25 protein-coding genes are annotated in these 26863 nt (G+C 61.8%); 14 read left to right on the top strand and 11 right to left on the bottom strand.

Annotated elements, in window-relative coordinates; genetic code table 11:
• Nucleotides 1–156: 156 nt before the first annotated feature.
• A complete protein-coding gene (locus tag CPH89_RS27490; RefSeq protein ID WP_053256627.1) occupies nt 157–987 on the top strand; it encodes an aminoglycoside phosphotransferase family protein in 831 nt (276 codons plus the stop codon).
• Here the strand turns inward: CPH89_RS27490 and CPH89_RS27485 are convergent.
• Nucleotides 969–1916, bottom strand: coding sequence for an AraC family transcriptional regulator (locus CPH89_RS27485; protein ID WP_053256626.1), 948 nt, complete (start codon nt 1914–1916; stop codon nt 969–971). The two genes, CPH89_RS27490 and CPH89_RS27485, sit on opposite strands and share 19 nt — an antisense overlap.
• Nucleotides 1917–2172: 256 nt before the next feature.
• Between CPH89_RS27485 and CPH89_RS27480 the strand changes: the two genes are divergently transcribed.
• Nucleotides 2173–3453 carry an ABC transporter substrate-binding protein gene (locus CPH89_RS27480; protein ID WP_162232026.1) on the top strand — a complete coding sequence of 427 codons (1281 nt, stop codon included), beginning with the start codon at nt 2173–2175 and terminating at the stop codon, nt 3451–3453.
• A 21-nt stretch (nt 3454–3474) separates the two neighbouring features.
• On the top strand, nt 3475–4248 hold the full coding sequence (locus tag CPH89_RS27475; protein WP_053256624.1) for an L-iditol 2-dehydrogenase: 774 nt from the start codon (nt 3475–3477) through the stop codon (nt 4246–4248).
• Between the two features lie 139 nt (nt 4249–4387).
• Here CPH89_RS27475 and CPH89_RS27470 read toward each other — a convergent pair whose 3' ends face one another.
• Nucleotides 4388–5080: an NUDIX hydrolase gene (locus tag CPH89_RS27470; protein WP_053256623.1), complete on the bottom strand. Its 693-nt coding sequence runs from the start codon at nt 5078–5080 to the stop codon at nt 4388–4390.
• Nucleotides 5081–5226: 146 nt separating this feature from the next.
• On the opposite strand from CPH89_RS27470, the gene CPH89_RS27465 reads away from it, so the two are divergent.
• The 4 genes from CPH89_RS27465 (at nt 5227) to CPH89_RS27450 (ending at nt 8529) form a co-directional block, all read left to right on the top strand.
• Entirely contained in the window at nt 5227–5874 is a 648-nt protein-coding gene (locus tag CPH89_RS27465) for a nicotinamidase (RefSeq protein WP_053256622.1), read from the top strand.
• Between the two features lie 11 nt (nt 5875–5885).
• Nucleotides 5886–7103, top strand: a complete 1218-nt coding sequence (gene pncB / locus CPH89_RS27460) for a nicotinate phosphoribosyltransferase (RefSeq protein WP_053256621.1) — start codon at nt 5886–5888, stop codon at nt 7101–7103.
• 1 nt (nt 7104) lies between these two features.
• Entirely contained in the window at nt 7105–7944 is an 840-nt protein-coding gene (gene nadE / locus CPH89_RS27455) for an NAD(+) synthase (protein WP_053256620.1), read from the top strand.
• A gap of 99 nt (nt 7945–8043) precedes the next feature.
• The gene (locus tag CPH89_RS27450; protein ID WP_139372233.1) at nt 8044–8529 is read left to right on the top strand and encodes a hypothetical protein; all 486 of its coding nucleotides are present in this window, start codon (nt 8044–8046) and stop codon (nt 8527–8529) included.
• Nucleotides 8530–8568: 39 nt separating this feature from the next.
• Here CPH89_RS27450 and CPH89_RS27445 read toward each other — a convergent pair whose 3' ends face one another.
• The 7 genes from CPH89_RS27445 to CPH89_RS27415 are packed head-to-tail and all read right to left on the bottom strand — an operon-like array spanning nt 8569 to nt 15007.
• Nucleotides 8569–9600 carry an ABC transporter substrate-binding protein gene (locus tag CPH89_RS27445; RefSeq protein ID WP_053256618.1) on the bottom strand — a complete coding sequence of 344 codons (1032 nt, stop codon included), beginning with the start codon at nt 9598–9600 and terminating at the stop codon, nt 8569–8571.
• A gap of 13 nt (nt 9601–9613) precedes the next feature.
• Nucleotides 9614–10711: an NAD(P)/FAD-dependent oxidoreductase gene (locus tag CPH89_RS27440; protein WP_053256617.1), complete on the bottom strand. Its 1098-nt coding sequence runs from the start codon at nt 10709–10711 to the stop codon at nt 9614–9616.
• The gene (locus tag CPH89_RS27435; RefSeq protein ID WP_053256616.1) at nt 10708–12051 is read right to left on the bottom strand and encodes an FAD/NAD(P)-dependent oxidoreductase; all 1344 of its coding nucleotides are present in this window, start codon (nt 12049–12051) and stop codon (nt 10708–10710) included. Before CPH89_RS27435 ends, CPH89_RS27440 begins: the two co-directional genes overlap by 4 nt.
• Nucleotides 12048–12338 (bottom strand): (2Fe-2S)-binding protein, encoded by a 291-nt coding sequence (locus CPH89_RS27430; RefSeq protein ID WP_053256615.1) that lies wholly within the window; start codon nt 12336–12338, stop codon nt 12048–12050. The genes CPH89_RS27435 and CPH89_RS27430 overlap by 4 nt, the downstream gene beginning before the upstream one ends.
• The gene (locus tag CPH89_RS27425) at nt 12338–13132 is read right to left on the bottom strand and encodes an ABC transporter permease (RefSeq protein ID WP_053256614.1); all 795 of its coding nucleotides are present in this window, start codon (nt 13130–13132) and stop codon (nt 12338–12340) included. The genes CPH89_RS27430 and CPH89_RS27425 overlap by 1 nt, the downstream gene beginning before the upstream one ends.
• A gap of 4 nt (nt 13133–13136) precedes the next feature.
• A complete protein-coding gene (locus CPH89_RS27420; RefSeq protein WP_053256613.1) occupies nt 13137–13982 on the bottom strand; it encodes an ABC transporter permease in 846 nt (281 codons plus the stop codon).
• Nucleotides 13979–15007, bottom strand: a complete 1029-nt coding sequence (locus CPH89_RS27415) for an ABC transporter ATP-binding protein (protein WP_053256612.1) — start codon at nt 15005–15007, stop codon at nt 13979–13981. Before CPH89_RS27415 ends, CPH89_RS27420 begins: the two co-directional genes overlap by 4 nt.
• 242 nt (nt 15008–15249) lie before the next feature.
• Between CPH89_RS27415 and CPH89_RS27410 the strand changes: the two genes are divergently transcribed.
• Nucleotides 15250–16080, top strand: coding sequence for an IclR family transcriptional regulator (locus CPH89_RS27410; protein WP_053256611.1), 831 nt, complete (start codon nt 15250–15252; stop codon nt 16078–16080).
• A 120-nt stretch (nt 16081–16200) separates the two neighbouring features.
• On the opposite strand, the gene CPH89_RS27405 is transcribed toward CPH89_RS27410, so the two are convergent.
• Both CPH89_RS27405 and CPH89_RS27400 read right to left on the bottom strand, forming a co-directional pair.
• Complete coding sequence (locus tag CPH89_RS27405) at nt 16201–16866, bottom strand: response regulator (protein WP_053256610.1); 666 nt, start codon at nt 16864–16866, stop codon at nt 16201–16203.
• On the bottom strand, nt 16841–20224 hold the full coding sequence (locus CPH89_RS27400; RefSeq protein ID WP_053256609.1) for an ATP-binding protein: 3384 nt from the start codon (nt 20222–20224) through the stop codon (nt 16841–16843). Before CPH89_RS27400 ends, CPH89_RS27405 begins: the two co-directional genes overlap by 26 nt.
• Nucleotides 20225–20526: 302 nt before the next feature.
• On the opposite strand from CPH89_RS27400, the gene urtA reads away from it, so the two are divergent.
• The 6 genes from urtA (at nt 20527) to fmdA (ending at nt 26863) form a co-directional block, all read left to right on the top strand.
• Nucleotides 20527–21735 (top strand): urea ABC transporter substrate-binding protein, encoded by a 1209-nt coding sequence (gene urtA / locus CPH89_RS27395; protein ID WP_053256608.1) that lies wholly within the window; start codon nt 20527–20529, stop codon nt 21733–21735.
• A gap of 136 nt (nt 21736–21871) precedes the next feature.
• Nucleotides 21872–22789, top strand: a complete 918-nt coding sequence (urtB, locus tag CPH89_RS27390) for an urea ABC transporter permease subunit UrtB (RefSeq protein WP_053256607.1) — start codon at nt 21872–21874, stop codon at nt 22787–22789.
• Nucleotides 22790–22799: 10 nt separating this feature from the next.
• On the top strand, nt 22800–23960 hold the full coding sequence (gene urtC / locus CPH89_RS27385; RefSeq protein ID WP_053256606.1) for an urea ABC transporter permease subunit UrtC: 1161 nt from the start codon (nt 22800–22802) through the stop codon (nt 23958–23960).
• Nucleotides 23957–24715, top strand: coding sequence for an urea ABC transporter ATP-binding protein UrtD (gene urtD / locus CPH89_RS27380; protein ID WP_053256605.1), 759 nt, complete (start codon nt 23957–23959; stop codon nt 24713–24715). Before urtC ends, urtD begins: the two co-directional genes overlap by 4 nt.
• 10 nt (nt 24716–24725) lie before the next feature.
• Nucleotides 24726–25415, top strand: coding sequence for an urea ABC transporter ATP-binding subunit UrtE (urtE, locus tag CPH89_RS27375; protein ID WP_053256604.1), 690 nt, complete (start codon nt 24726–24728; stop codon nt 25413–25415).
• A gap of 218 nt (nt 25416–25633) precedes the next feature.
• On the top strand, nt 25634–26863 hold the full coding sequence (gene fmdA / locus CPH89_RS27370; RefSeq protein WP_053256603.1) for a formamidase: 1230 nt from the start codon (nt 25634–25636) through the stop codon (nt 26861–26863).

Below are 26863 nucleotides of genomic sequence, written 5' to 3'. Positions count from 1 at the left end.
GAACTTGGCAGCCAAGTTCGTTCCGCAAACGTTTGCACAGGCTGTACCAACTTTGCTCAATGGCTTGAATAAAATGAAAAAAATCGGAATTAGTCGACCTTTTGATCAAAAATGACTGGGTGTCATTTTTGCAGGCCACTACGAGGATCCACTCACATGTTCGAGCGCTATTTGCAATCCTGGAACCTGAAGGTTGATGGCGTCCCCGTCGTGACGCCCGGCAGTCACCTGTTGCCCGTGCGCTGGCAAGGCCAGCCGGCGATGTTGAAAATTGCTCACACTTCAGAAGAGCAGCTCGGCGGGCAGTTGATGAGCTGGTGGTCGGGCGAGGGTGCCGCCCAGGTGTATGCCCATGACGACGTGGCGTTGTTGATGGAGCGGGCCACCGGCCCGGGTTCCCTGATGCGCATGGCCCTCAATGGGCAGGATGATCAAGCCAGCCGGATTGCCTGCGCCACGGTGGCCCGGCTGCATGCGCCACGGCCATCGCCACCGCAAGGGTTACTGCCCCTGCACACCTGGTTTCAGTCATTGTGGACGGCCGCTGAGGACACAGGCGGCGTGTTGCGCGACTGCGCAGCGATGGCGCATGCACTGCTGGCGGCGCCACAGGACGTGGCGGCGCCACAGGACGTGGTGGTGCTGCACGGTGATATCCATCACGACAACATTCTCGACTTCGGTGCTCGGGGTTGGCTGGCGATTGACCCAAAGCGGGTCATCGGCGAGCGTGGTTACGATTACGCCAACCTGCTCTGCAACCCGGATTTGCCGACCTGCCACGATCCGGTGCGGTTCAATCGGCAGGTCGCGGTGATTGCCCAGGCGGCCAACCTCGCACGCCCGCGCCTGCTGCAATGGGTCGTGGCCCATGCAGGTCTGTCCGCAGCGTGGTTCCTTGAGGATGGAGAGCGCCAGCGCGCAGCCATTGACCTTGAAGTCGCGCGCCTGGCGCAACGGGCGTTGGCTCAATGGCCGAGGGTGTAGGGCAATGGCTGATCGGCGGTGCGGTTGAACAGATGCATCGCGGTTTCGCGCCGATACTCACTCGGTGTCTGGTTCATTTCGATCCGAAAGTGCCGGTTGAAGTTGGACAGGTTGGCGTAGCCCACTTCGAAACAGATAGCCGCCACCGACATCTCGCTTTGCAGCAGCAGCCGGCAGGCGCGTTGCACGCGGAATTTGCGCATCAGGTCGATAAAACCGTGGCCGGTGTTGCGCTTGAAGAAGCGTGAGAAGCCCGGCTCGCTCATCTCCAGCTGTCGCGCGATGACCGACAGGCGCAAGTCGCCGGTCAGCTCGCGCATCAGGTAGTCGAAGGCTTTATTGATGCGCTCGGCGCTGCGTGCGTCGAGAGTGGGGGCATAGCAGGGGCTGGCCAGGGCCTGCACCTGTGGTGGCGGGGCGGTTTTCAGGGTGTCGAGCAGTTGCAGGAACAGGATCAACCGTTGCAGGCCGTGGGCGTTGCCGATGTTTTCCATCAAGCCTGCCGCCTGCACGGCCGTGTCACCGCTGAACTGCAGGCCGCGCCGGGCCTGTTCGAACAGCGGCTGCAGGTCGCCGAGTTCCGGCAGGGTCTTGCGCAGGGCGAGGAGGGCGGCGCCGTCGAACTGCAGCACCACGTCGCGGCCGGTCAGGTATTCGCCGGGCGCCAGGTCACCGATCCAGTCATGGGGCAGGTCTGGACCGATCAGCGCAACATGCCCGGCACTGAACGCACCGATATAGTCGCCCGCCACCAATTTGCCGCTGCCTCGGCGGATCAGGTGGATTTCGAATTCAGGGTGGTGGTTCCAGCGTGCCAGGTCATACGGGTAGTCATGTTCGAACCAGCGAAAGCAGTGGTCCGGCTCGGGCAGGATGACTTCCAGTTCGGCGGGGCGGTGCTCGAACAGCTCGGCGCGACTGACGGGCATGGCGATGCCTCTTTTAGTGGTTGAGTCGCCCCCAAAATACGCGCACTCGCGAGCAATACGCTACCCCCGGTTTCGCCTGGCACTGATACTTTTTTGCGCCTGTGGGCGGGGTTAAAAAAGTACCAGCCAGGCATTCGCCATGCGTTTGTGAGGGCTTGAGCGAGCTGCTGTAATCGACCCTCAACAACAAAAACAACAGGTGGAAACCGCCATGCTCCCGACCCGCAACGCCACACTTGCGCAAGCGCTGTTCCTGATGACCGGCCTGGCGCTGGCCATGCCCAGCTACGCCGCCGACACCGTCACCATCGCCACGGTCAACAACAGTGACATGATCCGCATGCAGCGCCTGTCCAAGGTGTTCGAGCAGCAGCACCCGGACATCAAGCTCAATTGGGTGGTGCTCGAAGAAAACGTATTGCGCCAGCGCCTCACCACCGACATCGCCACCCAAGGTGGGCAATTCGATGTGCTGACGATTGGCACCTACGAAACCCCGCTGTGGGGCGCCAAACACTGGCTGGAACCGCTGAGCCAATTGCCGGCTGACTATGACGCTGACGATATCTTCCCTTCGGTGCGCCAGGGCCTGTCGGTCAATAACACCCTGTATGCCTTGCCGTTCTACGGCGAAAGCACGGTCACTTACTACCGCACCGACCTGTTCAAGCAAGCCGGCCTGAGCATGCCCGCGCACCCGACCTGGACCCAGCTTGGTGAATTCGCCGCCAAGCTCACCGCAAAAGATCAAGGCCAATACGGCATGTGCCTGCGTGGCAAGGCTGGCTGGGGTGAAAACATTGCGCTGCTCAGTACCATGGCCAACGCCTTTGGCGCGCGCTGGTTCGACGAACAGTGGAAGCCCGAGTTGACCAGCCCCGAGTGGACCGCAGCAGCCAACTATTACGTCAACACCCTGAAGCACTATGGCCCGCCGGGCGTCTCCAGTAACGGTTTCAACGAAACCCTGGCGCTGTTCAACAGCGGCAAATGTGCGATCTGGGTGGATGCCAGTGTCGCCGGCTCTTTCACCACCGACAAGCGCCAGAGCAAGGTTGCGGATGATGTAGGCTTTGCCGCCGCCCCAACGGAAGTCACCGACAAAGGCTCTTCTTGGCTCTACGCCTGGTCCCTGGCAATCCCGGCCACGTCCAAGCATAAGGACGCCGCCAAAGCCTTCATCAGCTGGGCAACTTCCAAGGATTACATCCAACTGGTCGCCGATAAAGAAGGCATCACCAATGTACCGCCGGGCACTCGCCAGTCCACCTACAGTGCGGCGTATTTGCAGGCCGCACCGTTTGCCCAGGTGACGCTGGAAATGATGAAACACGCGGACCCCGCGCACCCGTCGGCCAAACCGGTGCCCTACGTGGGCATCCAGTACGTGACCATCCCTGAGTTCCAGGCCATCGGCACCTCGGTCGGCAAGCTGTTTTCGGCAGCGCTCACCGGCGGCATGACGGTTGACCAGGCGCTGCTCGAAGCGCAGGCCACCACCGAGCGCGAAATGAAACGCGCCGGTTATCCCAAATAATTGTTAACGGACACGTACCCCATGAAACGACTGGAAGGTAAGAGCGCGCTGATCACTGGATCGGCGCGCGGTATTGGCCGCGCCTTTGCCCAGGCCTATATCGCCGAAGGCGCCACGGTTGCCATCGCCGACATCAACCTGCAACGCGCCCAAGCCACGGCGGCAGAGCTGGGCTCACAGGCTTATGCGGTGGCGATGGACGTCACCGACCAAGCCTCCATCGACCGCGCGATTGCCGCCGTGGTCGCCCACGCCGGCAAGCTCGATATTCTGATCAACAACGCCGCGCTGTTCGACCTCGCGCCCATCGTCGACATCACCCGTGACAGCTATGACCGGCTGTTCTCGATCAACGTGGCCGGCACGCTGTTCACCTTGCAGGCGGCGGCGCGGCAAATGATCAGCCAGGGCCATGGCGGCAAGATCATCAACATGGCCAGTCAGGCCGGGCGGCGGGGTGAGCCGTTGGTGGCCATCTATTGCGCGACCAAGGCCGCAGTGATCAGCCTTACGCAATCGGCGGGGTTGAACCTGATCAAGCAGGGCATCAATGTCAACGCCATCGCCCCCGGTGTAGTCGACGGTGAGCATTGGGACGGTGTGGATGCACTGTTTGCCAGGCATGAAGGCCTAGCGCCCGGTGAGAAAAAAGCGCGGGTCGGCGCCGAGGTGCCTTATGGACGGATGGGCACGGCGGAGGATTTGACCGGGATGGCGATTTTTCTGGCGTCGAAAGAGGCCGACTATGTGGTTGCCCAAACCTACAACGTCGATGGCGGCAATTGGATGAACTGAAGCCGAGCACCCATCAACCGTGTGGGAGGGGGCTTGCGCCCGATTGCGGTATGACCGTCAGCAAATGCAGTGGCTGACCCGCCGCTTTCGGCAGCAAGCCCGCTCCCACCGTTGATTTTCATTGTGGGTGAATAGCGAGTTACTCGGCAAAACTGCGATCAAAGAAGTAAATCTCTCCAGGCTTCAGGTTCTGCACCGTCGCCTGCGGCCTGCCGCCATTGCCGTGCTTCTTGCGCCCGGTCTCGCGCAGATATCCCGCCTCCGTCAGCTTCAACAAGCGCTGGCGAATACTGGTCTTCAGTACCGGCCGTGAAAGCACCAGCGAGAAAATCGTGGTGGCTTCCGGCGCGCTGAATTCATTGCCCAGGAACATCAGCGGCAGGTTGCTGTACAGCGACTTGGACAACAGCCGCTCCTGCACCGCCGCCACGATCAGGTTGTGATCGAATGGCAGCTTGATACTGCCAGCGGCCACTGCGTTCAGCGAAAACCAGCCTTGATGCTCACCCAGGCTCACCTCATCGGCGACGATGGCCAGGTAGTAAGTGGAGGATGACCAGCAGCGTGGGTCACGAAACGCATCGCCCACCGTCCCGACCTGTTCACTCAAGGCCAGGTTGAAACCTACCTTGTCACTCGCCCGCAAGCGTTCTACCGCATCCTTGAGGCTCAGATCTTGCACGCCGCCGTTCACCACCACGCCCGGTAATGCCCAGTGCCCGGCAAAAGGCTCGGCTTCGCGCTTATTCAGCAGCAGCTTCAATTCCCCGGCAGCACGGCAGTAGAACAGCACGCACAGGTCGACGGTATGGAGGTAAGCGCTAAGTGGCATGTGAAATCCTTGTAGGCAGCGGTGGAGCACAGTCTAACCCATCGAACAGCCATGTCATGTACTGAATCAAGCCTAGTTAAATAAATGTTTCTTGCAATGAAAGTACACGACGTGTACTTTTGTTTACAGGCCACAGGAGAACTGCCATGCCCCTTTCGAAAACTGCCATTGCTTCATTCGACGTCGATGCCCAGAAAAGCTTCACGCCACTGTGCCCCAACGAATTGCCTGTGGCCGGCGGCGACCAGATCGGCGCTGAACTCAACTACATGGCCAGCCTGGCCGGCCGTCGTGTCGGCAGCAAAGACGCGCACACCCCGCACGCGCCCTGGGTGGTCACGCAGCACAGCGAGATGCTGCAACCCACCGGCCTGGCCCACGCGGATGTCACCTGGGTCAGCCACTGCGTACCGGGCACCGACGGTTTTACATTGCTGGATGAATTACCCGTTCCGTATGACTACGACTACTTCATCTGGAAAGGCGTCGAACCCGATCTGCACCCCTACGGTGCCTGCTACCACGACTTGCACGACAAGCTGTCCACCGGCGTTATCGAGTATCTGAACGCCCACGGCGTCACCCGCGTGATCGTCGGCGGCCTGGCCCTGGATTACTGCGTCAAGACCACCGCGTTGCAACTGCTCAAGGCCGGCCTGGAGGTGATCCTGCACTTGCCTGCGTGTCGAGCAATCAGCGAGGAGGGCGGCGTGCAGGCCGTTGGTGAATTGCAAAAGGCCGGTGCCGTGATCAGCAACACCCGCGAAGAACTGGCCGCGATGGCCACGCGTTAAGGAGAACCACCATGGAAAGTGCGTACGACTATGAATCCCCGGTGATCCAGGGCTTGCTCGACACTGATTACTACACCTTCACCATGATGCAGGCGGTATTGCACCAGCACCCGAATGTCGATGTGGAATACAACTTCATCGTCCGCTCGCCGGAAAAGCTTGGCCACTTGATCCCGGCACTGCGTGACGAGCTGGAAAAGCTCGCCGGCCTGCACATGCGCGAAGGCGAGCTGCGCTTTCTGTTCAACCCACGCTTTCGCGAATACCTCACTGCGGATTACGAGCGTTTTCTGGGGTTGTTCCGCTTTAATCTGCGCTATATCCACGTCAGCGAGGTTGACGGCCAACTGAACATCCGCGTGGTGGGCCCGATGCTGCACTGCATCATGTTCGAACAGCCGGTTTTGGCGCTGGTCAGCGAACTGCGCAACCGCGACAAGTACCCCGACGTAAGCCTCGAAGACGTCACCCGCAAGCTTTACCAGAAGTTCGACTGGCTGGAGAAAAACCTCAGCCGCGATGAGCTGGCCGACTTGCGCGTCTCCGACTTTTCAACGCGCCGGCGGCTGTCATTCAAGGCCCAGCGCGAAGTGGTCGATATCATGCGCCGTGACTTCCCTGGCCAATTTGTCGGCACCAGCAACGCGCACCTGGCCTATGAGTTTGACCTGCCGCTGATCGGCACCATGGCGCACCAGTGGCTGATGGTGCACCAGCAACTGGGCCGCTTGCGCGAGAGTCAGAACGCCGCGCTGGAAAACTGGGTGCGTGAATACCGCGGCCGCCTCGGCATCGCCTTGACCGACTGCATCAGCACCGATTTTTTCCTCAAGGACTTCGACCTGTACTTCGCCAAGCTTTACGACGGCCTGCGCCAGGACTCCGGTGACCCGATCGTATGGGCTGACAAAGTCCTGGCGCGCTACAAAGCACTGGGCATCGACCCGATGACCAAGGACCTGATGTTTTCCGACGGCCTGAACTTCGAAAAATGCCTGCCGATCCTGCGGCACGTGCGTGGCAAGGCCCGGTTCGGTTTCGGTATGGGCACCAGCCTGGCCTGCGATGTCGAGGGCGTGCAACCGCTGAGCATCGTCATGAAGCTGGTGCGGGTGCACGGCGAGCCGGTGGTGAAATTTTCCGATGATCCGATCAAGAACGTCTGTGAAGACGCCTCGTTCTTGCAGTACGCGGCGAAGGTGTTCAACGTGGGCAGTGTGGAGGTGTGACATGCAAGCACGTACCGCTGAGGAACTGAACATCAACCGCGCGTTGGTCAGTGGCGGTGAGCCTCGGGAAATCCAGCGGCGCATCGATTTCATCAAGGCCACCTTGCGCAGCTCCGGCTGTAAGGCTCTGGTGCTGGGCATCAGCGGCGGCGTCGATTCGCTGACCGCGGGCCGTCTGTGCCAATTGGCGGTGGAGCAATTGCGTAGCGAAGGCTACGCCGCGCGCTTTATCGCGATGCGGCTGCCCTATAAAACCCAGGCCGACGAGCGTGATGCCCAGGCCTCGCTGAACTTCATCACAGCGGACCACGTCGACACGTTGAACATCGCCGCCAGTGTCGACGGCCTGATGGCCAGCCTCACCGCCACCGAGGCTGGCGCCGCTCAGGTCGACTTCATCAAAGGCAACGTCAAGGCCCGCACGCGGATGATCGCGCAATACGCCGTGGCCAATCTGCACAACGGGCTGGTGGTCGGCACCGACCACGGCGCTGAAGCACTGATGGGGTTCTTCACCAAATTCGGTGACGGTGCCTGCGACCTCGCACCGCTGTCAGGCCTGACCAAAACCCAGGTACGCCTGCTTGCCAGCGCTCTGGGCGCGCCCGCTGAGCTGATCCACAAACAACCCACCGCCGACCTCGAAGACCTGGCGCCAGGCAAGGCGGATGAGCAGGCGTATGGCTGCACCTATGCAGAGATTGACGCGTACCTGATGGGCGAACCGGTGAGTGCGCGGGTGAGGGCGATTGTCGAACGGGCTTATGCCAATACGGCGCATAAACGCGCATTGCCGGTGGTTCCCGACTCGATCGGCAACACCCACCGCGTCAAAAAATAAGAACTTTCTTAGATTTTTGCAGGACGCGACTCACTACTCTCTGTGTTTTTACACCCGCGGCTTCGGTCCGTGCCACGGCTTGACTGGGGAGGCTAGAGAGTGAGGGAGTCAACCATTAACCGTCTTGCCCAATGCTTGCCGGAAATGACCGCCATGGTGTTCATGGCCCAGTTCTCAGCGGCCACCGTTACGTTGCTGACTAAAAAGACCTACCTGTGCTCTGTGGCCGCGCCGCTGCAAACCGGAGGCTGCCTGGGCCTCTTTGTCGGCTTGACGGCTTTTTCTGCGTTTGCCCATTGGATGCTGGCGCGCGGGCGCAGCTGCGCAACCGGCTTGCAGCTGGGGTATTTCATTTTCTGCCTGCTGCTGGTGACACCGACCCTGCAATACCGGCCCCACGCGCTGGTTTACGCATTGGGTATCGTGCTTCCGCTGCTGGGCCTGATTCTGATGAGCACGCAGCGTTATCAAGACATGCAACTGAAACTGGCGGAAATTCGCGTGCGCAAAACTGCCACTCAAGCGCTCTTGAAGAAGTACTCACATAACCCAACCACCGAATCGCGCCACACGAGCCGCCCGTAACGCTCGCGCAAGATCACGCGAGCGCTGCTGGCTTTGCGGTTAGCGTTCGATCGAGCGGCTCCACCGCGCATTCCACTCCGGCCGCGCCTGATTGACCTGGTCCCAATCAATTGAAATCGCCGTCTGCAGGTAACCCTGCATTGCCTCCACCCGCGCACGGGTTTTGTCGGTGGTCGGTGTAGTTGGGTTCGACGGAATCTGGTCGCCGTCCTCCAACGCCGGCGCCTGGGCTTGTGCCGTCAACAAAAACGCCGCGAGTTTTTGCGCCAGTTCCGGTTGGTCATTACGGGCAATCACGCATTCGGCCACGTTGAGCACCACCGCGCCTTCCTTCGGTTGCGCATATTCCATCGGGATGCCCAGCAGTTGCTGAGTGGTGACTTGAGTCGGGGTCAGGGGGAAGATCGCGGCTTCATCGGTTTGCACCATCTCGGAGATCTTCGCGGAGCTGGCGATGTATTCCAGCACGTTGGGGCCGATGGTCTTCGGCCAGGCCTTGAAGCCCGGTTCCACGTTGGTTTCGGAGCCGCCCTGGATACGGTTGAACATCAAAAAGCCGTGCAGGCCGAAGGTGGAGGAGGCGAGGGACTGGAACACCACTTTGTCCTTGAAGCGCGGGTCGGCCAGGTCCATCCACGAGGTGGGTGCGGCCCAGCCTTTTTCCTTGAACATCTTGGCGTTATAGCCCAGGCCGGTAACGCCCAGCGTCACGGCCACAGCCTCTTGCTTGATTTTCGCCTTGGCCGGGATCTGCTCCAGCGACGGGCTCGGCGCCAGCTTGTCGCACAGGCCCATGGCGATGGCGCGGTACATGATGCCGTCGTCGAGGAACATCACGTGCATCTGCGGGTTGTCTTTATTGGCCTGGACCTTGGCGAGGATGTCCGACGAGGTGCCGGGCACGATCACCACCTTGACGTTATTGGCTTTTTCGAAGGCGGGCAGCACCTTGTCGGCGTACACCCGTTCCATGGTGCCGCCGTTCATGCCCAGGTACAGCGTCGGCGCAGCATGGGCGATGGAGGCGAGCAGTGCGAGGGGCAAGCAGGACAGCGCGATACGTGTGTTCATTGGGTTTTTCCTCTCAGGCTTGGAAACGACGGATGGAAAACGCTTCGATGGGTTGGCGGCTGGCCCCGACGCAGACGATCTCTGCCAGGGCTTCACCGACGGCGGGGCCGAGCTGGAACCCGGCGCCGGCAAAGCCGAAACCGTGGAGCAGGCCAGGTTGGGTGCTGCTTGGGCCGATCACCGGCTCATGGTCGGGGAGGTAACCTTCGGTGCCGCTCCAGGTGCGGATCGCCTGGGCGCCCTTGAGGAACGGGTACAACTCGCCGGCATTGCGCAAAATCTCCAGCACTGCCGCTTGCCCCGGGCGCGCCGTTTGCGGGCCCAGCGCAAACCCGCGGCCGCCGCCAAGGATGCAATTGCCCCGGGCGACCTGACGCGCGTATATCCCACCGCCTTCAACCCCGGTACTGACGTTCATCACCACCGGCAGCGGCTCGGTGACCAGCATGGCCGGGTGCGCCGCGGTGATCGGCACCGGCTCGCCGAACTGTTCGGCGACGTGACCGGCCCAGGCGCCGGCGCAGTTGAGCAGCCAGGCTGCTTGCAGGTGCAGGCCGTTGGCGCAGTGCACGTGGAAGCGTTGGCTGTCATGTTCGATGCGAATCACTTCGGCCTGCTCGTACACCGAGGCGCCGAGGCGCTGCGCTGCACGGGCGAAGGCGGGCGAGACCAGGCGCGGGTTGGCATGGCCGTCTTCAGGGCACAGTGACGCGCCGACCGCCACATCGCCGACCCAGGGAAAGCGTGCGCGCAATTGCGCGTAATCCAGCAGTTGCAAGCCCAGGTCAAAGTCCCGGGTTTGCTCGGCATACGCCTGCAGCGCGGCGAAATCCGCCTGGCTGCGCGCCAATTTCAAATGCCCGCAGCGCACGTACTCGCCGTCAATGCCGATCAACCCCGGCAAGTCGGCCCACAACTGATGGGCGCGTTGCGACAACGGCAACTGATGCACCGGCCGCCCCTGGCGCCGCACGCCACCATAGTTGACGCCGCTGGAATGAGAGCCACAGAAATCTCGCTCTACCAGGGCCACACGCTGGCCTTTGTGTGCCAGCGTCCGCGCCGCCGAAGCACCGACGATGCCGCCGCCCAGTACGATGACATCGATCATGGTTGCACCTCCACGCCAAACGGCAGCGGCTTGATCGGTGCCTGGCCACGCAGGCGGCCTACGCTTTCAATCCCTCGACCACTGCGCTCGGCCACAATCTCGGCTGCGGCCAGCCCGCACATGCGGCCCTGGCAACGGCCCATGCCGACCCGGCAATGGGCCTTGACGCGGTTGAGTTCCCAATGGCCTTCATCCACCACCGCGCGCACCTCGCCGACGCTTACCTCTTCGCAGCGGCACAGGATCAGTGCATCCGGCGCCTGCGCAGCCCACTGTTGAGGAAAGGGGAAGGCGGTTTCCAGGCCATGGCGAAAGCGCTGGATGCCTGCCAGTTGCTGCTCCAGTTGGGCAGCGCGGCGCTGATCGATGGTGCTGCCTGAATCTTCCAGCACGGCCAATGCCGCGCGTTCACCGGCGACTTGCGCGGCGTCGGCGCCCATGATGCCGGCCCCGTCGCCCGCCAGGTACACGTTGTTTACGCTGCTGCGCCCGGCGCTGTCGCGCTGCGGCAACCAGGCACGGTTCAAGCTGCTCCAGGCAAAGTCACAGCCGAGCAGGTCCGCCAATTGTGTCTCGCTGCGCAAGGCATGGGCGAAGGCCACGGCGTCGCAGTCCAACCGGTGCTCACCCCAGCGAATCCCGGTGACCCGCAGTTCGCCGTCAATCTGCGTGAGCGTTGCGCCCTGATGCACGGGAATGCCATGGGCTGTCAGCCAGGCGCGATAATACAAACCTTTGGCCAGGGTCGCCGGTTGCCCGAGTAACGCCGGTAATGCACGGCACTGTGCGCTGAACGGCGCGCTGTCGAGCACTGCGACCACCTTGGCGCCGGCCTTGGCGTACTGGTAAGCCACCAGGTACAGCAACGGCCCGCTGCCACACAATGCGACCCGTTCACCGATGGCGCAGCCTTGATATTTCAAGGCGATTTGCGCCGCGCCCAGGCTGTAGACCCCCGGCAAGGTCCAGCCGGGCACCGGCAGGATACGGTCCGTGGCGCCGGTCGCGACGATGATCCGGGCATACTCGATGCTCTGCGCACGGTGGTTAGTCAACATGTCCAGCCGACCGTCCTCGGCGTTCCAGACCAGGGTTTGCGGTCGGTAGTCGATCAATGGCGCCAGCTCATCCAGGGTGCGGTGCACGGCCTCGGCCTTGCGCGCTTCAAACCCATAAAGTTGCTTGGGCGAGCGCTGGAAGTTCGCCGGTTGGCGCCGATAGATCTGCCCGCCACCGCGCAGGCTTTCATCCACCAGACAAGGCTGGATGCCATGGTCGAGCAGGGTACGCGCTGCGCTGATACCTGCCGGGCCGGCGCCGACAATCACGATGGGTTTCATGCCTGGCGCCCCGGATCGCGGCTGATCGCCTGGCCTTCTTCCAACAGCGTCGAACACGCCCGCACACGGCGCCCGTCGTCCAGCCGCACCCAGCAATCCTGGCAGGCGCCCATCAGGCAGAAACCGGCACGCCGCTCGGCACTGAAATCGCTGCCGCGCAGGTGATCGGCGCAGGTCAGCATGGCGGTCAGCAGCGTGTCGCCCAGCAAGCCCGTGGCCGGCTGCCCATCCAGGGTGAAGGCCAGGGCAGGGCGCGCGGTTTCGGCCAATCGTTTGAACAATGCCATCAATGTTTCCCCACCAGCACGCGGTCCAGGCCGTAGACCCGGTCGAGCAGGATCATGGTCGCTGCGGTCAGCGCAATCACCAGCGCCGAGACTGCCGCCATCATTGGGTCGATGGACTCCGTGGCGTACACGTACATGCGCACCGGCAAGGTTTGCGTGGCCGGCGAGCTGACGAAGATCGACAGGGTCACTTCATCGAAGCTGTTGATAAACGCCAGCAACCAGCCGCCGGCTACACCGGGCAAAATCATCGGCAAGGTAATCTGACGAAACAGCGTAAAGCGGCTCGCACCCAGCGACTCCGCCGCCTGCTCGGCACTGCGATCAATGCCGATCGCCGCGGCCAGCACCAGGCGCAGCACATACGGCGTGATGATCACCACGTGGGCGAGCATCAGCCAGGTGAAGCTGCCATTCACGCCCATCAAGGCAAACAGCCGCAGCATCGCCACCCCCAGCACCAGGTGCGGGATGATGATCGGCGACAGGAACAGCGCACTGAAAAAATTGCGCCCCGGGAATTGATATCGGCTGATCGCCAAGGCCGCCGGCACTGCGATCAGTGTGGCCAGGGTCGCGGCGGTAAACGCCAGGATCAGGCTGTTATAGAACGCCTGGATGAAGTCGGCACGCTCGAACACCGCGCGAAACCAGCGCAGGGAGAAGCCCGACGTCGGCAGGCTCAAGGTGTTTTCGGGGGTGAAGGCCACCAGGCACACCACCACCAGCGGCGCCATCATGAACAGCACCACCAAACCGTGGAAACCCAGGGCCAAAGGACCGTTTCTGGACATGCGCTTAAACCCCCAGGGACTTTTTGTAGCGGCTTTCGACCATGCGGTTCCAGCTCAGCATGATCAGCAGATTGACCAACAGCAGCACCACCGCGATGGTCGCGCCCATGGGCCAGTTGAGTTCCGAGAGGTACTGGTCATACACCACGGTGGCGACCATTTTCAGGCGGCGCCCGCCAAGCAGGCCGGGGATCGCAAACGAACTGGCGGCCAGGCCGAACACGATCAGGGTGCCCGAGAGCACGCCGGGCATGACCTGCGGCAACACGATCTTGCGCATGACCGTGGCCTGGCTCGCACCCAGCGACAGGGCGGCCTGTTCGGCCGACGGGTCGAGCTTTTGCAGCGAGGTCCACACCGGAATGATCATGAACGGCAGCATCACGTGCACCAGCGCGATGATCACCGCAAACGGCGTATACAGCAGTTTCACCGGGCGCCCGCCGAGCGCCTGGATCACCTGGTTCACCAGCCCGTCGGCACCGAGCAGCAGGCTCCAGCCGAAGGCGCGCACCACCACCGAAATCAACAGCGGCGTGAGGATCAGGATCAGGAAGATCGAGCGCCACGGGGTGCCCATGCGGCTGAGGATGTAGGCCTCGGGCACGCCGATGACCACGCACAACAAGGTCACCAAGGCACTGATCCAGAAGGTGCGCCAGAAGATCTCGTAAAAGTACGAGTCACTGAACAGCGACAGGTAATGCGCGAAGGTCCACTCATCGGCCTTCACGCCGACCTGGTAGTCGAACACGTTGAACGACAGCACCAGCGTCATCAGCAGCGGCAGGATCAACAGCCCGGTAAACAGCACCAGGGCCGGTAACGACAACACATAACCCCGACTCATGCGCGCACCTCATCCGCCGCCAACACGCGCAGCAGGCCGGCGTGCCAGTCCAGGCCCACCGCCGCGCCGCAAGCGAGCGGCGCGCTGCCGTCGTTGCTGCGCACCACGGTGATTTCACCCAGAGGGGTATGGACGCGGTACAGCCATTGGCTGCCGAAGAAGTAACTGTCGAGGACCTTGCCTTGCACGCGCCCGGCGCCGGCGTCCACCAGGGTGATTTTTTCCGGGCGCAGGCTCAGGGTCAGTTCACCTGCGCCGCTGATGCAACGCACCTGGGGGGCGCCGAGTTCGTCATAGTCGCCCGGCAGCAGGTTGGCTTTGCCGACAAAATCCGAGATGAAGCGCGTGCGCGGGTGCTCATACAGGTTGTACGGCGCGTCGATCTGGGTCACGCGCCCGGCCTGCATCACCACCACGCGGTCGCTGATGGACAGCGCTTCGGCCTGGTCGTGGGTGACCATCAAGGTGGTGATGCCCACGGCGCACTGGATGCGGCGAATTTCAAACTGCATTTCTTCGCGCAAGTTGGCGTCAAGGTTGGACAGCGGTTCGTCGAGCAGCAACACCGGCGGCTCGATCACCAAGGCGCGGGCCAGGGCCACACGCTGGCGTTGGCCGCCGGACAGTTCACGCGGGTAGCGCTCGGCGTGGGGCGCCAGGCGCACCAGTTCGAGCACGGTTTTGACTTTGCTGGCGATCTCGGCGACCGGCACTTTGCGCATCTTCAGGCCGAAGGCGACGTTGTCGCGCACGGTCATGTGCGGGAACAGCGCGTAGCTTTGGAACACCACACCCAGGCCACGGCTGGCGGGCTTAGCGTGGGTGATGTCACGCCCGTCGAGCAGAATCTGCCCGCCGCTCACGTCGACGAAACCGGCGATCATTTGCAGGGTGGTGGTCTTGCCGCATCCCGAGGGGCCGAGCAGGGAAACGAACTCGCCTTTTTCCACCGCAAGGTCGGTAGCGACCACCGCGTCGACGGCGCCGTAGCGTTTGCTCAAGGCGTTGAGTTGGAGAAATGCCATGTCTGCGTTCCACCTTTTTTGAGTCGCGTCGAAACGCGCTTTTTTGTTTTGGGCAGATGCGAAAAGAGTGTTGCGGGTGCGTTGGCGCTCGATCTCGAGTCGGCTGCCATTTGTTGTTCATTTCGCCCCTGTGGACGCAGATTAGGACGAAGACTAGGATGGGCGGAAGATGGAATTTCACTGAATGGACTATTATTTTCAGTTTTATTCATTCACTAGAATTTATGCCTGGGTTTAGCCTTATGGATTCCACTGAGCGGAATGAAGCAAGTAGAGAAGTCGGTGCGGGCGGCGTGTCTCGGCTGTTCGCGCTGCTGCGCACCTTGGGCGAGGTGCCGGAAGGCGGCGAACGTGTGACCCAACTCGCGCAACAGGTCGGCTTGTCCCAACCCACCACCCACCGCCTGCTGCGCAGCCTGATGGACGAAGGCATGGTCGAGCAGGACGCACGCAGCAAACGCTATCGCCTGAGCCTGGAGTTTTTCGCGCTGGCAGCCAACGCGGGCAAGACCGGCAACCTGCGCGACCTGGTACGGCCGAGCATGTTGCGCCTGAGTGCTTCCCTCGGCGATTCGCTGTTCCTGCTCGCGCGCAGCGGCTTTGATGCGATCTGCCTGGACCGCAGCGAGGGGCCCTATCCGATCCGTACGTTTACCGGCGATATCGGTGGGCGCGTGGCGTTGGGCGTGGGGCAGGGCAGCTTGGCGATTCTGGCGTTCTTGCCGGAGGAAGAGCGTGAGACGGTGATTCGCTACAACCTGCCACGCCTCAAGGACTTTCACCTGTATGACGAAGTGCTGCTGCGCTCGGAGGTCGAGAACGTACGGCGCCTGGGCTATGCAGCGCGCAATACCGGGGTGTTGGAAGGCATGGCGGGGGTGGCGGTGCCGATTCTGAATCGGGACGGGCATGCGGTGGCGGCGCTGAGTGTGGCGACCATCAGTGATCGGTTGGGGCCGAGCCGCTTGCCAATGGTGGTTGAGTTGCTCAAGCGCGAAGCGGCGGCGATTGGGCCGAGGATCAACCCGTTTGATCCGACCCTGCGCAGGCCGTCGCAGACCTTCGGTGGGTAACCTATCTGCGCCACGATGAAGCACCCGTGTGGGAGCGGGTTTGCTCGCGAATGCGATAGATCAGTTATGGATAGGTCAACTGACACACCGCTTTCGCGAGCAAGCCCGCTCCCACCGTGTTCAGATCGCCGCCAGGGCCACGGACGTCGCGGCCGTGCGAGTCTCCACACCCAACTTCACGTACACATGCTCCAGGTGCTTGTTCACCGTCCTGGGGCTCAACCCCAAAATATCGCCGATATCCCGATTGGTCTTGCCGCACGCCACCCAGCGCAGCACTTCCACCTCGCGCTCGGTCAGTTGGAACCTGGCCGACAACAGCCGCTGCGCCGGCGCGTCTTCCAGGGTCAGCACACTCGGCTGCGTCGCCGCCCGTGCCGAGAGCAAGATGCGTGAGGTGCGCAAATGCGCTGCCACCCGTGCCAATACTTCGTCGGTCTGGATCGGCTTGGTCACATAGTCGCTGCCGCCCACTTCAAAGCCCTGCACCACATGCTTGCTGTCGGTCAGCCCGGTCATGAACACCACCGGGATGTCGGCGCTGGCGGGCTGCGCCTTGAGCCGCCGGCAGGTTTCGAAGCCATCCAGGCCGGGCATCATCGCGTCCAGCAGGATCAGGTCCGGGCGCCGTCGTTGCACGCGGTTCAGTGCGCTGAGGCCGTCGAGGGCGACCAGCACCATGTAGCCGGCGTCGTCGAGTGCATCGGAGAGCATGGCGAGGTTGTCCGGGGTGTCGTCGACGATCAGCACCACGCCGGGTTCAGTGCTGCGGGTGAGTGCATTCATCTTCGGCCTCCTTGAGGGTTCGGTTGAGTTCATCCAGGCGGAAACCCTTGAGCAAACCGCGCACTTTGCTGATGAATGCTTCAGTGTCCGGGCGGTGTTCAAGGATCTTGTCGAGTTTGTCGTGTAGGCCGCGCACATAGCCGATGGCGCTGAGTTCGGCGAGCGCGGCGAGGTCTTCAGGGCTGGGCAGGACCCTGGGCGGCGCCGGCGCCCTGGAGGTCTTGGTGCGGCGTAACCACTGCAACTGCAGATGCTGTTGCAGGCGCCCCAGCAGCTCCGGGGTGCGCACCGGCTTGGCCAGGTAGTCATTGCAGGCGGCGGCGATGCTGCGTTCGCGGTCGTCGGTAAAGGCGTTGGCCGAGATCACAATAATCGGCGCGCTGGACAGCGCGTTGCGGCGGATCAAACGGCTGGTTTCCAAGCCATCCAACGTCGGCATCGACAAGTCCATCAGGATCAAGTCCGGTGCCAGCAACGCCACCTGGCGAATCGCCTCCTGGCCGTTACTGGCCTGGATCACTTCAAAACCCAAAGGGGTGAGCATGCCGCTCAGCATCTTGCGATGGTCGACGTGGTCGTCCACCACCAGGATGCGTCGGCGCTCACCCTGATAGCCGATGATGTCGTGCTCCACATGCACCACCGCTTGCGGCGCGCGCACCTGGGAAAGAAACAGCCGCACCTGGAAGCACGTGCCCTTGTCGAGTTCGCTGGAGACCCGCAGTTCACCGCCCATTAACGAGGTGAGCATGCGTGTGATGGTCAGCCCGAGGCCCACGCCCTTGTCCTGGCGCATTAAATCGCCGCGTTCGAACGGCTGGAAAATCCGTTCGATCTGCTCCGGATCAATCCCGATGCCGGTGTCGATGATTTCAAAATTGGCGGTCTCGCGCATGTAGCTGACCCGCAGGCACACCTCACCGCTGTCGGTAAAATTCACCGCGTTGCCCAGCAGGTTGATCAGGATCTGCCGCACGCGCTTTTCATCGCCACGCACCACGGCCGGGATCTTGCCCACGCAGTCGAGGCGAAAGCGCAGGCCCTTGTCCTGCGCCTGCGGAGTAAACATCTGCTCCAGGTCGTGAATCAGCTCCGGGAAGGGGATTTCGGTGAGTTCCAGGCGCAGCTTGCCGGCCTCGATCTTGGCCACGTCGAGCAGGCCGTCGATCAGCGACAACAGGTGCGAGCCGCTGCGCAGGATGGTCGCCAGGGCGTCCTGATGCTGCTCGGGCATAGCGTTGTCGCGCTGCAGTATTTGGGTAAAACCGAGGATGCTGTTGAGCGGCGTGCGCAGTTCGTGGGACAGCCCGGTGACGTAGCGGCTCTTGGCGGCATTTGCCGCTTCGGAGGCTTCCTTGGCCTGTTGCAGGGCTTGGTCGGTGAGGCTGTGGGCGTCGATTTCCTGCATCAAAAGCAGGGTCTGGCGGTCGGATTCTTCCTGGGCGACACGCCGGCTTTCGCGGGTCAGCACCACCCACCAGGCGAGTACGGCAGCGAGTACCGAGAGCGTGAGAAACGCCTTGAAGAACGCCTGATACAGCGTCTCTGAATGCGGCAGCCCCTGGGCAGCCTGAACGTAGATCAGAGCCAGGGCCCCCGCGAGCAGCAGCACCAGAACCAATAACAACCCCAGATAATGTGCCAGCCGGGTATGCAGGCGGGGCATCAACGTGTTCGGCAACAGCCAGCGCAATGCGCTTTCAAACTGGCTGACCAGCCGGGCGTGGGGCTTGCAGCGATCACCGCAACGAGCATCCAGCGAGCAGCACAGTGAGCAGATGGGCGTGCTGTAGGCCGGGCAGAACGCCATGTCGGCGGTTTCGAACGGGTTGCTGCACAGGCCGCAGACCGCGTGGGTGGCAGGCGCCACCGGATGAATCAGTTGGACATCACTGGTGCGGGCGATGTAGTACTTGCCTCGGGTCAGCCAGGCCAACAGCGGCGCCATGATCAGCGCAGTGCCCAGCGCGACGAACGGCGGCGCGGCCTGGGCGAGTGCGCCGAGCACACCGAAGTGGGCGAGGATCGAAAGCAATGAAGCGATCAGCATTGAGCCGACGCCCACCGGGTTGATGTCATAGAGGTGGGCGCGCTTGAACTCGATGTGTTGGGGCGACAGGCCCAAGGGCTTGTTGATGACCAGGTCGGCCACCAGCGTGCCGATCCAGGCAATCGCAATATTGGCGTAGAGCCCCAGCACCTGGTCGATGACATCGAACACGCCGAGCTCCATCAGCATCAGTGCAATCGCCACGTTGAACACCAGCCACACCACCCGGCCGGGATGGCTGTGGGTCACGCGGGCGAAGAAGTTCGACCAGGCCAGGGAGCCGGCGTAAGCGTTGGTCAGGTTGATCTTCATCTGGGAGATGAACACGAACAGCACCATCGCGCCGAGCGCCCATTCCGGCGAGCTGAACACGTAGCGGAACGCGACGAGGTACATCTGGGTCGGCTCGGCGGCGCGTTCCATGGGGATTTCATGTTGCAGGGCAAGGAAGGCCAGGAAGGCGCCCGCGAACATTTTTAACGCCCCGGGGATGATCCAGCCGGGCCCGGCACAGAGCAGCGCGGCCCACCAGCGTTTGCGGTTGGCGGCGGTTTTTTCCGGCAGAAAGCGCAGGTAGTCGACCTGTTCGCCAATCTGCGTCACCAGCGACAGCGCCACCGTGCAGGCGGCGCAGAACGCCAACAGGTTGAAACCACCGCCGTCGCCACTGCGCCCGACGAAACTGGTCCAGTCGCTGAAGGCATCGGGGTTCTTCCACCACACGAAGCCGTAGGGCAGCACCAGCAACAGCAGCCAGACCGGTTGCGTCCACAGTTGCAGGCGGCTGATCAGGGTGACGCCGTAGGCCACCAGCGGAATCACCAGCAGCGAGCAAATGACATAGGCGATGGCCAACGGGATATGAAAATACAACTCCAGCGCCAGGGCCATGATCGCCGCTTCCAGGGCGAAGAACAGGAAGGTGAAGCTGGCGTAGATCAGCGAGGTGATGGTTGAGCCGATGTAGCCGAAGCCGGCGCCGCGGGTCAGCAGGTCCATGTCCACGCCGTAACGCGCCGCGTAATAGCTGATGGGCAGGCCGGTGAGGAAGATCACCAGGCTGATCGCGAGGATCGCCCAAAAGGTGTTGGTGAAGCCGTAACTCAAGGCCAGGACACCGCCGATGGCTTCCAGCGCCAGGAACGACACGGCGCCCAGGGCGGTGTTGGCGATGCGCAGTTCCGACCATTTGCGAAAGGATTTTGGCGTGTAGCGCAGAGCATAGTCTTCCATGGTCTCGTCGGCGACCCAGGTGTTGTAGTCGCGGCGGATCTTGACGATGCGCTGAGTGCCAGGGGTGGGGTGCACGGTGGGAGGCTCCGCAGAGTGGGCAAGTTTAAATGAGCAAGTTCCATGCCCCGATTCAAAATGTAGGCACTGGCTTGCCTGCGACAGCGCTGGGTCAACCCCTGCAGATGCAGCCTGATACACCGCCATCGCAGGCAAGCCGGCTCCCGCATTGATCGAGGGTGTCCGGGCGGTCGGGATCCTGCTCGAAAATAGTGCGCAGCGGCATACGTCAAATGACGTACACCGTTACGTCAGGCTGCGTATACCCGCGCTGGCGCGCTGCCGCCATGCTGGAACCCTCATTGCAGAGGAGTCGCCCCATGGCACCACGATTGATCCGCTCCAAACCCCTCTTGGCCTTGTCATTGCTGGCGGCCGCGCTGTTCAGCCAGGGCGTGCTGGCTGATAACGAAGGCCTGGCCGTGACCCCTACCGAAGTGACCGTCGGCCAGTTGCACTCGGCCACCGGCACCATGGCGATTTCCGAAACCGGCTCGATTCAGGCCGAGCGTCTGGCTATCGAGCAGATCAACGCCTCAGGCGGGATTCTGGGACGGCAGATCAAGGTCATCCAGGAAGACGGCGCCTCCGACTGGCCGACCTTCGCTGAAAAAGCCAAGAAGCTGCTGGTCAACGATAAAGTCGCCGCCGTATTCGGCTGCTGGACCTCGGCTTCGCGCAAAGCCGTGCTGCCGATCTTCGAGAAAGAAAACGGCTTGCTCTACTACCCGACCTTCTATGAAGGCCTGGAACAGTCGAAAAACGTGATCTACACCGGCCAGGAAGCTACCCAGCAAATCCTCGCCAGCCTCGACTGGATCGCCAAGACCAAAGGTGCCAAGACGTTCTACCTGGTCGGCTCGGACTACATCTGGCCGCGCACCTCGATGAAGATCGCGCGCAAGCACATCGAAAACGTACTGCACGGCACCGTGGTCGGCGAAGATTACTACCCGCTGGGCAATACCCAGTTCGGCTCGCTGATCAACAAGGTCAAGCTGAAGAAACCGGACGTGGTGTTCGCGGCCGTGGTCGGTGGTTCCAACGTGGCGTTCTACAAACAACTGAATGCGGCGGGTGTGAACGCCGCCAAGCAAACCTTGCTGACCCTGTCGGTGACCGAGGATGAATTGCTCGGCATTGGCGGCGAAAACATGGCCGGTTTCTACGCCTCGATGAAGTACTTCCAGAGCCTGGACAACCCCAACAACAAAGCCTTCGTCGAAGCCTTCAAGGCCAAGTACGGCAAGGATGCGGTGATCGGCGACGTGACCCAGGCGGCCTACCTCGGCCCATGGTTGTGGAAAGCCGCGGTGGAGAAGGCCGGCAGTTTCGACGTGGATAAAGTCGTGGCCGCCTCGCCGGGCATCGAGCTGAAAACCGCGCCGGAAGGCTACGTGAAGATCCACGAGAACCATCACCTGTGGAGCAAGTCGCGTATCGGTGAAGTGCAGCCCAACGGCCAGTTCAAAGTGATCTACGAGTCGGATCTGATTGAGCCGAACCCGTTCCCCAAAGGCTATCAATAACACCGGGGCCGGCACTGATCCAACTGTGGCAACTGGCTTTATGTGGGAGCTGGCTGGCCTGCATCGCAGGCCAGCCAGCTTCCACATAAATCAACAGCAGAATGCATCTCAACCTCCCGCTCAGGAGACCATCATCATGGAATGGCTATCGGAATTTGGGGCCATCGCGGCAATGCAGGGGTTCAACGGCCTGTCCGTGTTCTGCGTGCTGTTGCTGATGGCATTGGGGCTGGCAATCATCTTTGGCCAGATGGGCGTGATCAACATGGCTCACGGTGAATTCCTGACCATCGGCGCCTACACCACCTACGTGTGCTCCAGCCTCACCGCACACTTTGCGCCGAGCTTCCAACCCTATTACTTCTTCTTCGCCATCGCCCTGTCATTCCTCGTCGCCGGCGCCGTCGGCTGGCTGGTGGAGTGGGCGATGATCAGCCGTTTGTACAAGCGGCCGCTGGACACCTTGCTCGCCACGTGGGGCTTGTCGCTGGTGATGCAGCAAACCTTCCGTTCGGTGTTTGGCGCCCGTGAAGTCAGCGCCGAACCACCGGCCTGGCTGATGGGCTCGGTGAACTTCACCGACGCCATCGAAATCCCGCGCAACGGCCTGTTCATGATGGGCCTGACCTTGCTGCTGACCGCCGCGATCTTCCTCATGCTGTACCGCTCGCGCTGGGGCTTGCAGGTGCGCGCCACGGTACAGAACCGCCTGATGAGCCGCGCCGTGGGCATCAATACGCGCAAGGTCGACCGTATGACATTCGCCCTCGGCTGCGGCGTCGCCGGTGTGGCGGGCGCGGCCTTCACCACCATCGGTTCCACCGGGCCGACGGCGGGTTCGCAGTACATCGTCGATACCTTCCTGGTGGTGGTGTTCGGCGGCGCGCAAAGCCTGTTCGGCACCATCGCCTCGGCGTTCGTGATTGCCCAGACCCAATCGCTGTCGGAGTTTTTCCTCAGTGGCTCGATGGCCAAGGTGCTGACCTTGTCGTCGGTGATTCTGATCCTGATGCTGCGCCCGCAAGGGTTGTTCTCCATCAAAGTGCGCAAGTAGAGGCGAGCAGATGAAGGCTTTAGACAAGCTGCTGGGCGGCCAGCAAAACCTGATCGGCATTGTGCTGTTGGCGCTGCTGATCCTGGTGGTATTTCCCCTGACCCTGGATGCGTTTCGCCTGAACATGGTCGGCAAGTACCTGACCTACGCGTTCGTCGCGGTGGGGCTGGTGCTGTGCTGGGGCTATGGCGGGATTCTCAGCCTGGGGCAGGGCGTGTTCTTCGGAGTGGGTGGCTACTGCATGGCGATGTTCCTCAAGCTGGAAGCCTCGGACCCCGAAAGCACCAAGATCCAATCCACGCCGGGCATTCCGGACTTCATGGACTGGAACCAGATCACCGAGTTGCCTTGGCTGTGGCAGCCGTTCCACAGTTTCAGCTTTACCCTGGTGGCGGTGATTGCGGTGCCGGTGCTGCTGGCCTTCATTATCGGCATGGCGCTGTTCAAGCGCCGCGTGGGCGATGTGTATTTTTCCATCGTTACCCAGGCGATTGCGCTGATCCTCACGGTGCTGATCGTCGGCCAGCAAGGCCTGACGGGCGGCGTCAACGGCATCACCGACCTCAAGACCCTGCTCGGCTGGGACCTGCGCACCGACAGCGCGAAAATGATCCTGTATTTCATCAACGCCGGTTTGCTGTTCGGCTGCATCTTTATGGGCCGCTTCATTCTGGCGTCCAAGCTCGGCCGGCTGCTGATGGCCATGCGCGACAAAGAGGAGCGTGTGCGCTTCTCCGGCTATGACGTGGCCAGCTTCAAGATCTTCGTGTTCTGTGTGGCTGCCGCGTTCTCGGCGATTGGCGGGGCGATGTTTGCCTTGCAGGTGGGCTTTATGTCGCCGTCGTTCGTCGGCATCGTGCCGTCGATCGAGATGGTGATCTTCGCTGCTGTGGGCGGGCGCATGTCGTTGCTCGGCGCGGTGTATGGCGCGCTCTTGGTGAACTACGGCAAGACCTACTTTTCCGAGTCCTTCCCGGAACTGTGGCTGTACCTGATGGGCGGGCTGTTTATCGCCGTGGTCATGTACTTTCCCAACGGTTTGGCCGGTTTGTGGGAGAGCCATGGACGCCAGGCTCTGGCGACATTGCTACGGCGCAAACCGGTGGTGAAAGCCGCCGCAGCCGTGGCCAAACCCAAGACCGAAAGCAAAATCCTGGAGACCCAGCCATGACCGCCGTCGGCTTTGAAATGAATAAACCGGTGCTGGCTATTGAAGGCCTCACGGTGTCGTTCGACGGCTTCAAGGCGGTCGACAACCTCAACCTGTATATCGACCGTAACGAAGTGCGCGTGGTGATCGGCCCCAATGGCGCCGGCAAAACCACCGTGCTCGACCTGATCTGCGGCAAGACCCGCGCCACCAGCGGCAGCATCCAGTTTGACGGCCAGGAACTGACCAGGATGCGCGAGTACAACATTGTGCGCGCTGGGGTGGGGCGTAAATTTCAGAACCCGTCGATCTACGAAAACCTCACGGTGTTTGAGAACCTTGAGATGTCTTATCCCGCCGGCCGCAAGGTTTGGGGCGCACTGTTTTTCAAGCGCAACGCGCAAGTGATCGCGCGGGTGGAAGAGGTGGCGCGGGAGATCTTCCTTGGCGATTTGCTGCAGCAACAGGCCGACCTCTTGTCCCATGGGCAAAAGCAGTGGCTGGAAATCGGCATGCTGCTGATGCAAGACCCCGAGTTGTTGATGCTCGATGAGCCGGTGGCGGGCATGAGCGTCAACGAGCGCGCGCAAACCGCCGAGCTGCTCAAACGCATCAGCCAGGGGCGTTCGGTGCTGGTGATCGAGCACGACATGGAATTCGTCAAAAGCATTGCCCACAAAGTTACGGTGCTGCACCAGGGCAAGGTGCTGGCCGAGGGCAGCATGGAGTCGGTGCAAAACAACCCTAAAGTTATCGAAGTGTATTTGGGCCACTGAGGAATCCGGCATGTTCAAGATTGACCAGTTGTCCTGCGGCTACGGCCAGAGCCAGATCCTCCACGACCTGGACCTGAACGTGGCCAAGCGTGAAATCGTCGCGGTGATGGGCCGCAACGGCATGGGCAAGACCACCCTGTTCAAAAGCCTGATGGGCATCCTGCCGCAGTGGAAAGGCCAGGTCAGCGTGGACGGGCACGATGTGTCGGCGCTGGAAACCCACGAGCGGGTGGCGCGCGGTATCGCCTATGTGCCCCAGGGGCGCATGATTTTCCCGAGCATGACGGTGCTGGAAAATATCCAGACCGGTTTGCCGGCGTCCGCGCGGGGCAGGGTGCCAGAGGACTTGTATGCGTTGTTCCCGGTGTTGCATGACATGCAGTCGCGCAAAGGCGGCAACCTCTCGGGTGGGCAACAACAGCAGTTGGCGATTGCGCGAGCGCTGGCGACCAACCCCAAGGTGTTGTTGCTGGATGAGCCTACGGAGGGGATTCAGCCGTCGATCATCAAGGACATTGCGCGCACGTTGAAAGAGATTCGCAACCTGCGGGACTTGACCATTGTGGTGTCCGAGCAGGTGTTGTCGTTCACCCTGGAAATCGCCGACCGATTCCTGGTGATTGAAAAGGGCCGCTTCGTGATCGAAGAAACCCGGGATCGGGTGGACGAGGCGATCATCAGCCGCTACCTGTCCGTCTAATCAATACCGATCAAATGTGGGAGCGAGCAAGCCCGCGAATAGGGTGTGCCAGTCGACATCTCTGTTAACTGACACACCGTATTCGCGGGCAAGCCCGCTCCCACAGTCGTTCTGCGTCCGCTCTGAAAAACTCATACGTCATCCAACGTATTCCCCGTTTCCCCCGGCTCCACGAGACTGGATCGAACGCACCACGCCATCCGTCCAGGAGCCAGTCCATGACCGAAACGCTGATCAAAGTCGACCTCAACCAGCCTGTCACCGAAAACGAAAATATCCATAACCGCTGGCACCCGGATATCCCGATGGCCTGTTGGGTCAAGCCCGGCGATGACTTCATCCTGGAGACCTACGACTGGACCGCCGGTGCGATCAAGAACAACGACGACGCCAGCGATGTGCGTGATGTGGACCTGTCCACCGTGCATTACCTCTCCGGCCCGGTGGGTGTGCACGGCGCCGAGCCGGGCGACCTGCTGGTGGTGGACTTGCTCGACATCGGCGCCAAGGCCGATTCGCAGTGGGGCTTCAACGGTTTCTTCTCGCGGCAGAACGGCGGTGGTTTCCTCACCGATCATTTCCCCAGCGCGCAAAAAGCCATCTGGGACTTCAAGGGCATGTTCACTAGCTCGCGGCACATTCCGGGGGTTAACTTTGCCGGCCTGATCCATCCCGGCCTGATCGGGTGCCTGCCCGACCCGGTGATGCTCGCCGACTGGAACCGCCGCGAGCAGCAATTGATCGACACCGACCCGACCCGCGTGCCGCCGCTGGCGAATGCGCCGCTGGCGGCCACCGCGCATATGGGCAAGCTCAAGGGCCCGGCGCGCGATGCCGCCGCTGCGACCGGCGCACGCACAGTGCCGCCGCGTGAACATGGCGGTAACTGCGATATCAAGGATTTGTCCCGCGGTTCGAAGATCTTCTTTCCGGTCTATGTCAACGGTGCCGGGTTGTCGGTGGGTGACTTGCACTTCAGCCAGGGCGACGGCGAAATCACCTTTTGCGGCGCCATCGAAATGGCCGGCTGGGTGCATATGAAAGTCGAGCTGATCAAGGGCGGCATGGCCAAGTACGGGATCAAGAACCCGGTATTCAAACCGAGCCCGATCACTCCGAACTACAAGAACTATCTGATCTTCGAAGGCATCTCGGTGGACGAGCAAGGCCAGCAGCACTACCTGGACGTCAACGTCGCCTACCGTCAGGCCTGCCTGAATGCGATCAACTACCTGACCAAGTTCGGCTACTCGCCGGCCCAGGGTTACGCATTGCTCGGATCGGCGCCGGTGCAGGGGCACATCAGCGGCGTGGTGGACATTCCAAACGCTTGCGCCACCTTGTGGTTGCCGACGGAAATCTTCGAGTTCGACATCAACCCCAACGCCAACGGGCCGACGAAATTCCTCGACGGCAGTATCGATCTGCCCATCGCCCCGGACCTGTAG

It is taken from the genome of Pseudomonas fluorescens, from assembly GCF_900215245.1.
Lineage (GTDB): Bacteria > Pseudomonadota > Gammaproteobacteria > Pseudomonadales > Pseudomonadaceae > Aquipseudomonas > Aquipseudomonas fluorescens.
This window is presented reverse-complemented; position numbering and strand designations above follow the sequence as displayed.

Excerpts from the sequence above, each read along its gene's own strand:
- urtD (WP_053256605.1), top strand. The coding sequence starts at position 23,957 with ATGACCGCCGTCGGCTTTGAAATGAATAAACCGGTGCTGGCTATTGAA.
- CPH89_RS27480 (WP_162232026.1), top strand. The coding sequence starts at position 2,173 with ATGACCGGCCTGGCGCTGGCCATGCCCAGCTACGCCGCCGACACCGTC.
- urtB (WP_053256607.1), top strand. The coding sequence starts at position 21,872 with ATGGAATGGCTATCGGAATTTGGGGCCATCGCGGCAATGCAGGGGTTC.
- CPH89_RS27445 (WP_053256618.1), bottom strand. The coding sequence starts at position 9,600 with ATGAACACACGTATCGCGCTGTCCTGCTTGCCCCTCGCACTGCTCGCC.
- CPH89_RS27430 (WP_053256615.1), bottom strand. The coding sequence starts at position 12,338 with ATGGCATTGTTCAAACGATTGGCCGAAACCGCGCGCCCTGCCCTGGCC.
- CPH89_RS27440 (WP_053256617.1), bottom strand. The coding sequence starts at position 10,711 with ATGATCGATGTCATCGTACTGGGCGGCGGCATCGTCGGTGCTTCGGCG.
- CPH89_RS27465 (WP_053256622.1), top strand. The coding sequence starts at position 5,227 with ATGCCCCTTTCGAAAACTGCCATTGCTTCATTCGACGTCGATGCCCAG.
- urtA (WP_053256608.1), top strand. The coding sequence starts at position 20,527 with ATGGCACCACGATTGATCCGCTCCAAACCCCTCTTGGCCTTGTCATTG.
- CPH89_RS27490 (WP_053256627.1), top strand. The coding sequence starts at position 157 with ATGTTCGAGCGCTATTTGCAATCCTGGAACCTGAAGGTTGATGGCGTC.
- CPH89_RS27435 (WP_053256616.1), bottom strand. The coding sequence starts at position 12,051 with ATGAAACCCATCGTGATTGTCGGCGCCGGCCCGGCAGGTATCAGCGCA.
- CPH89_RS27415 (WP_053256612.1), bottom strand. The coding sequence starts at position 15,007 with ATGGCATTTCTCCAACTCAACGCCTTGAGCAAACGCTACGGCGCCGTC.
- CPH89_RS27420 (WP_053256613.1), bottom strand. The coding sequence starts at position 13,982 with ATGAGTCGGGGTTATGTGTTGTCGTTACCGGCCCTGGTGCTGTTTACC.
- CPH89_RS27425 (WP_053256614.1), bottom strand. The coding sequence starts at position 13,132 with ATGTCCAGAAACGGTCCTTTGGCCCTGGGTTTCCACGGTTTGGTGGTG.
- urtE (WP_053256604.1), top strand. The coding sequence starts at position 24,726 with ATGTTCAAGATTGACCAGTTGTCCTGCGGCTACGGCCAGAGCCAGATC.
- CPH89_RS27470 (WP_053256623.1), bottom strand. The coding sequence starts at position 5,080 with ATGCCACTTAGCGCTTACCTCCATACCGTCGACCTGTGCGTGCTGTTC.
- CPH89_RS27475 (WP_053256624.1), top strand. The coding sequence starts at position 3,475 with ATGAAACGACTGGAAGGTAAGAGCGCGCTGATCACTGGATCGGCGCGC.
- CPH89_RS27410 (WP_053256611.1), top strand. The coding sequence starts at position 15,250 with ATGGATTCCACTGAGCGGAATGAAGCAAGTAGAGAAGTCGGTGCGGGC.
- urtC (WP_053256606.1), top strand. The coding sequence starts at position 22,800 with ATGAAGGCTTTAGACAAGCTGCTGGGCGGCCAGCAAAACCTGATCGGC.
- nadE (WP_053256620.1), top strand. The coding sequence starts at position 7,105 with ATGCAAGCACGTACCGCTGAGGAACTGAACATCAACCGCGCGTTGGTC.
- fmdA (WP_053256603.1), top strand. The coding sequence starts at position 25,634 with ATGACCGAAACGCTGATCAAAGTCGACCTCAACCAGCCTGTCACCGAA.
- CPH89_RS27405 (WP_053256610.1), bottom strand. The coding sequence starts at position 16,866 with ATGAATGCACTCACCCGCAGCACTGAACCCGGCGTGGTGCTGATCGTC.
- CPH89_RS27485 (WP_053256626.1), bottom strand. The coding sequence starts at position 1,916 with ATGCCCGTCAGTCGCGCCGAGCTGTTCGAGCACCGCCCCGCCGAACTG.
- pncB (WP_053256621.1), top strand. The coding sequence starts at position 5,886 with ATGGAAAGTGCGTACGACTATGAATCCCCGGTGATCCAGGGCTTGCTC.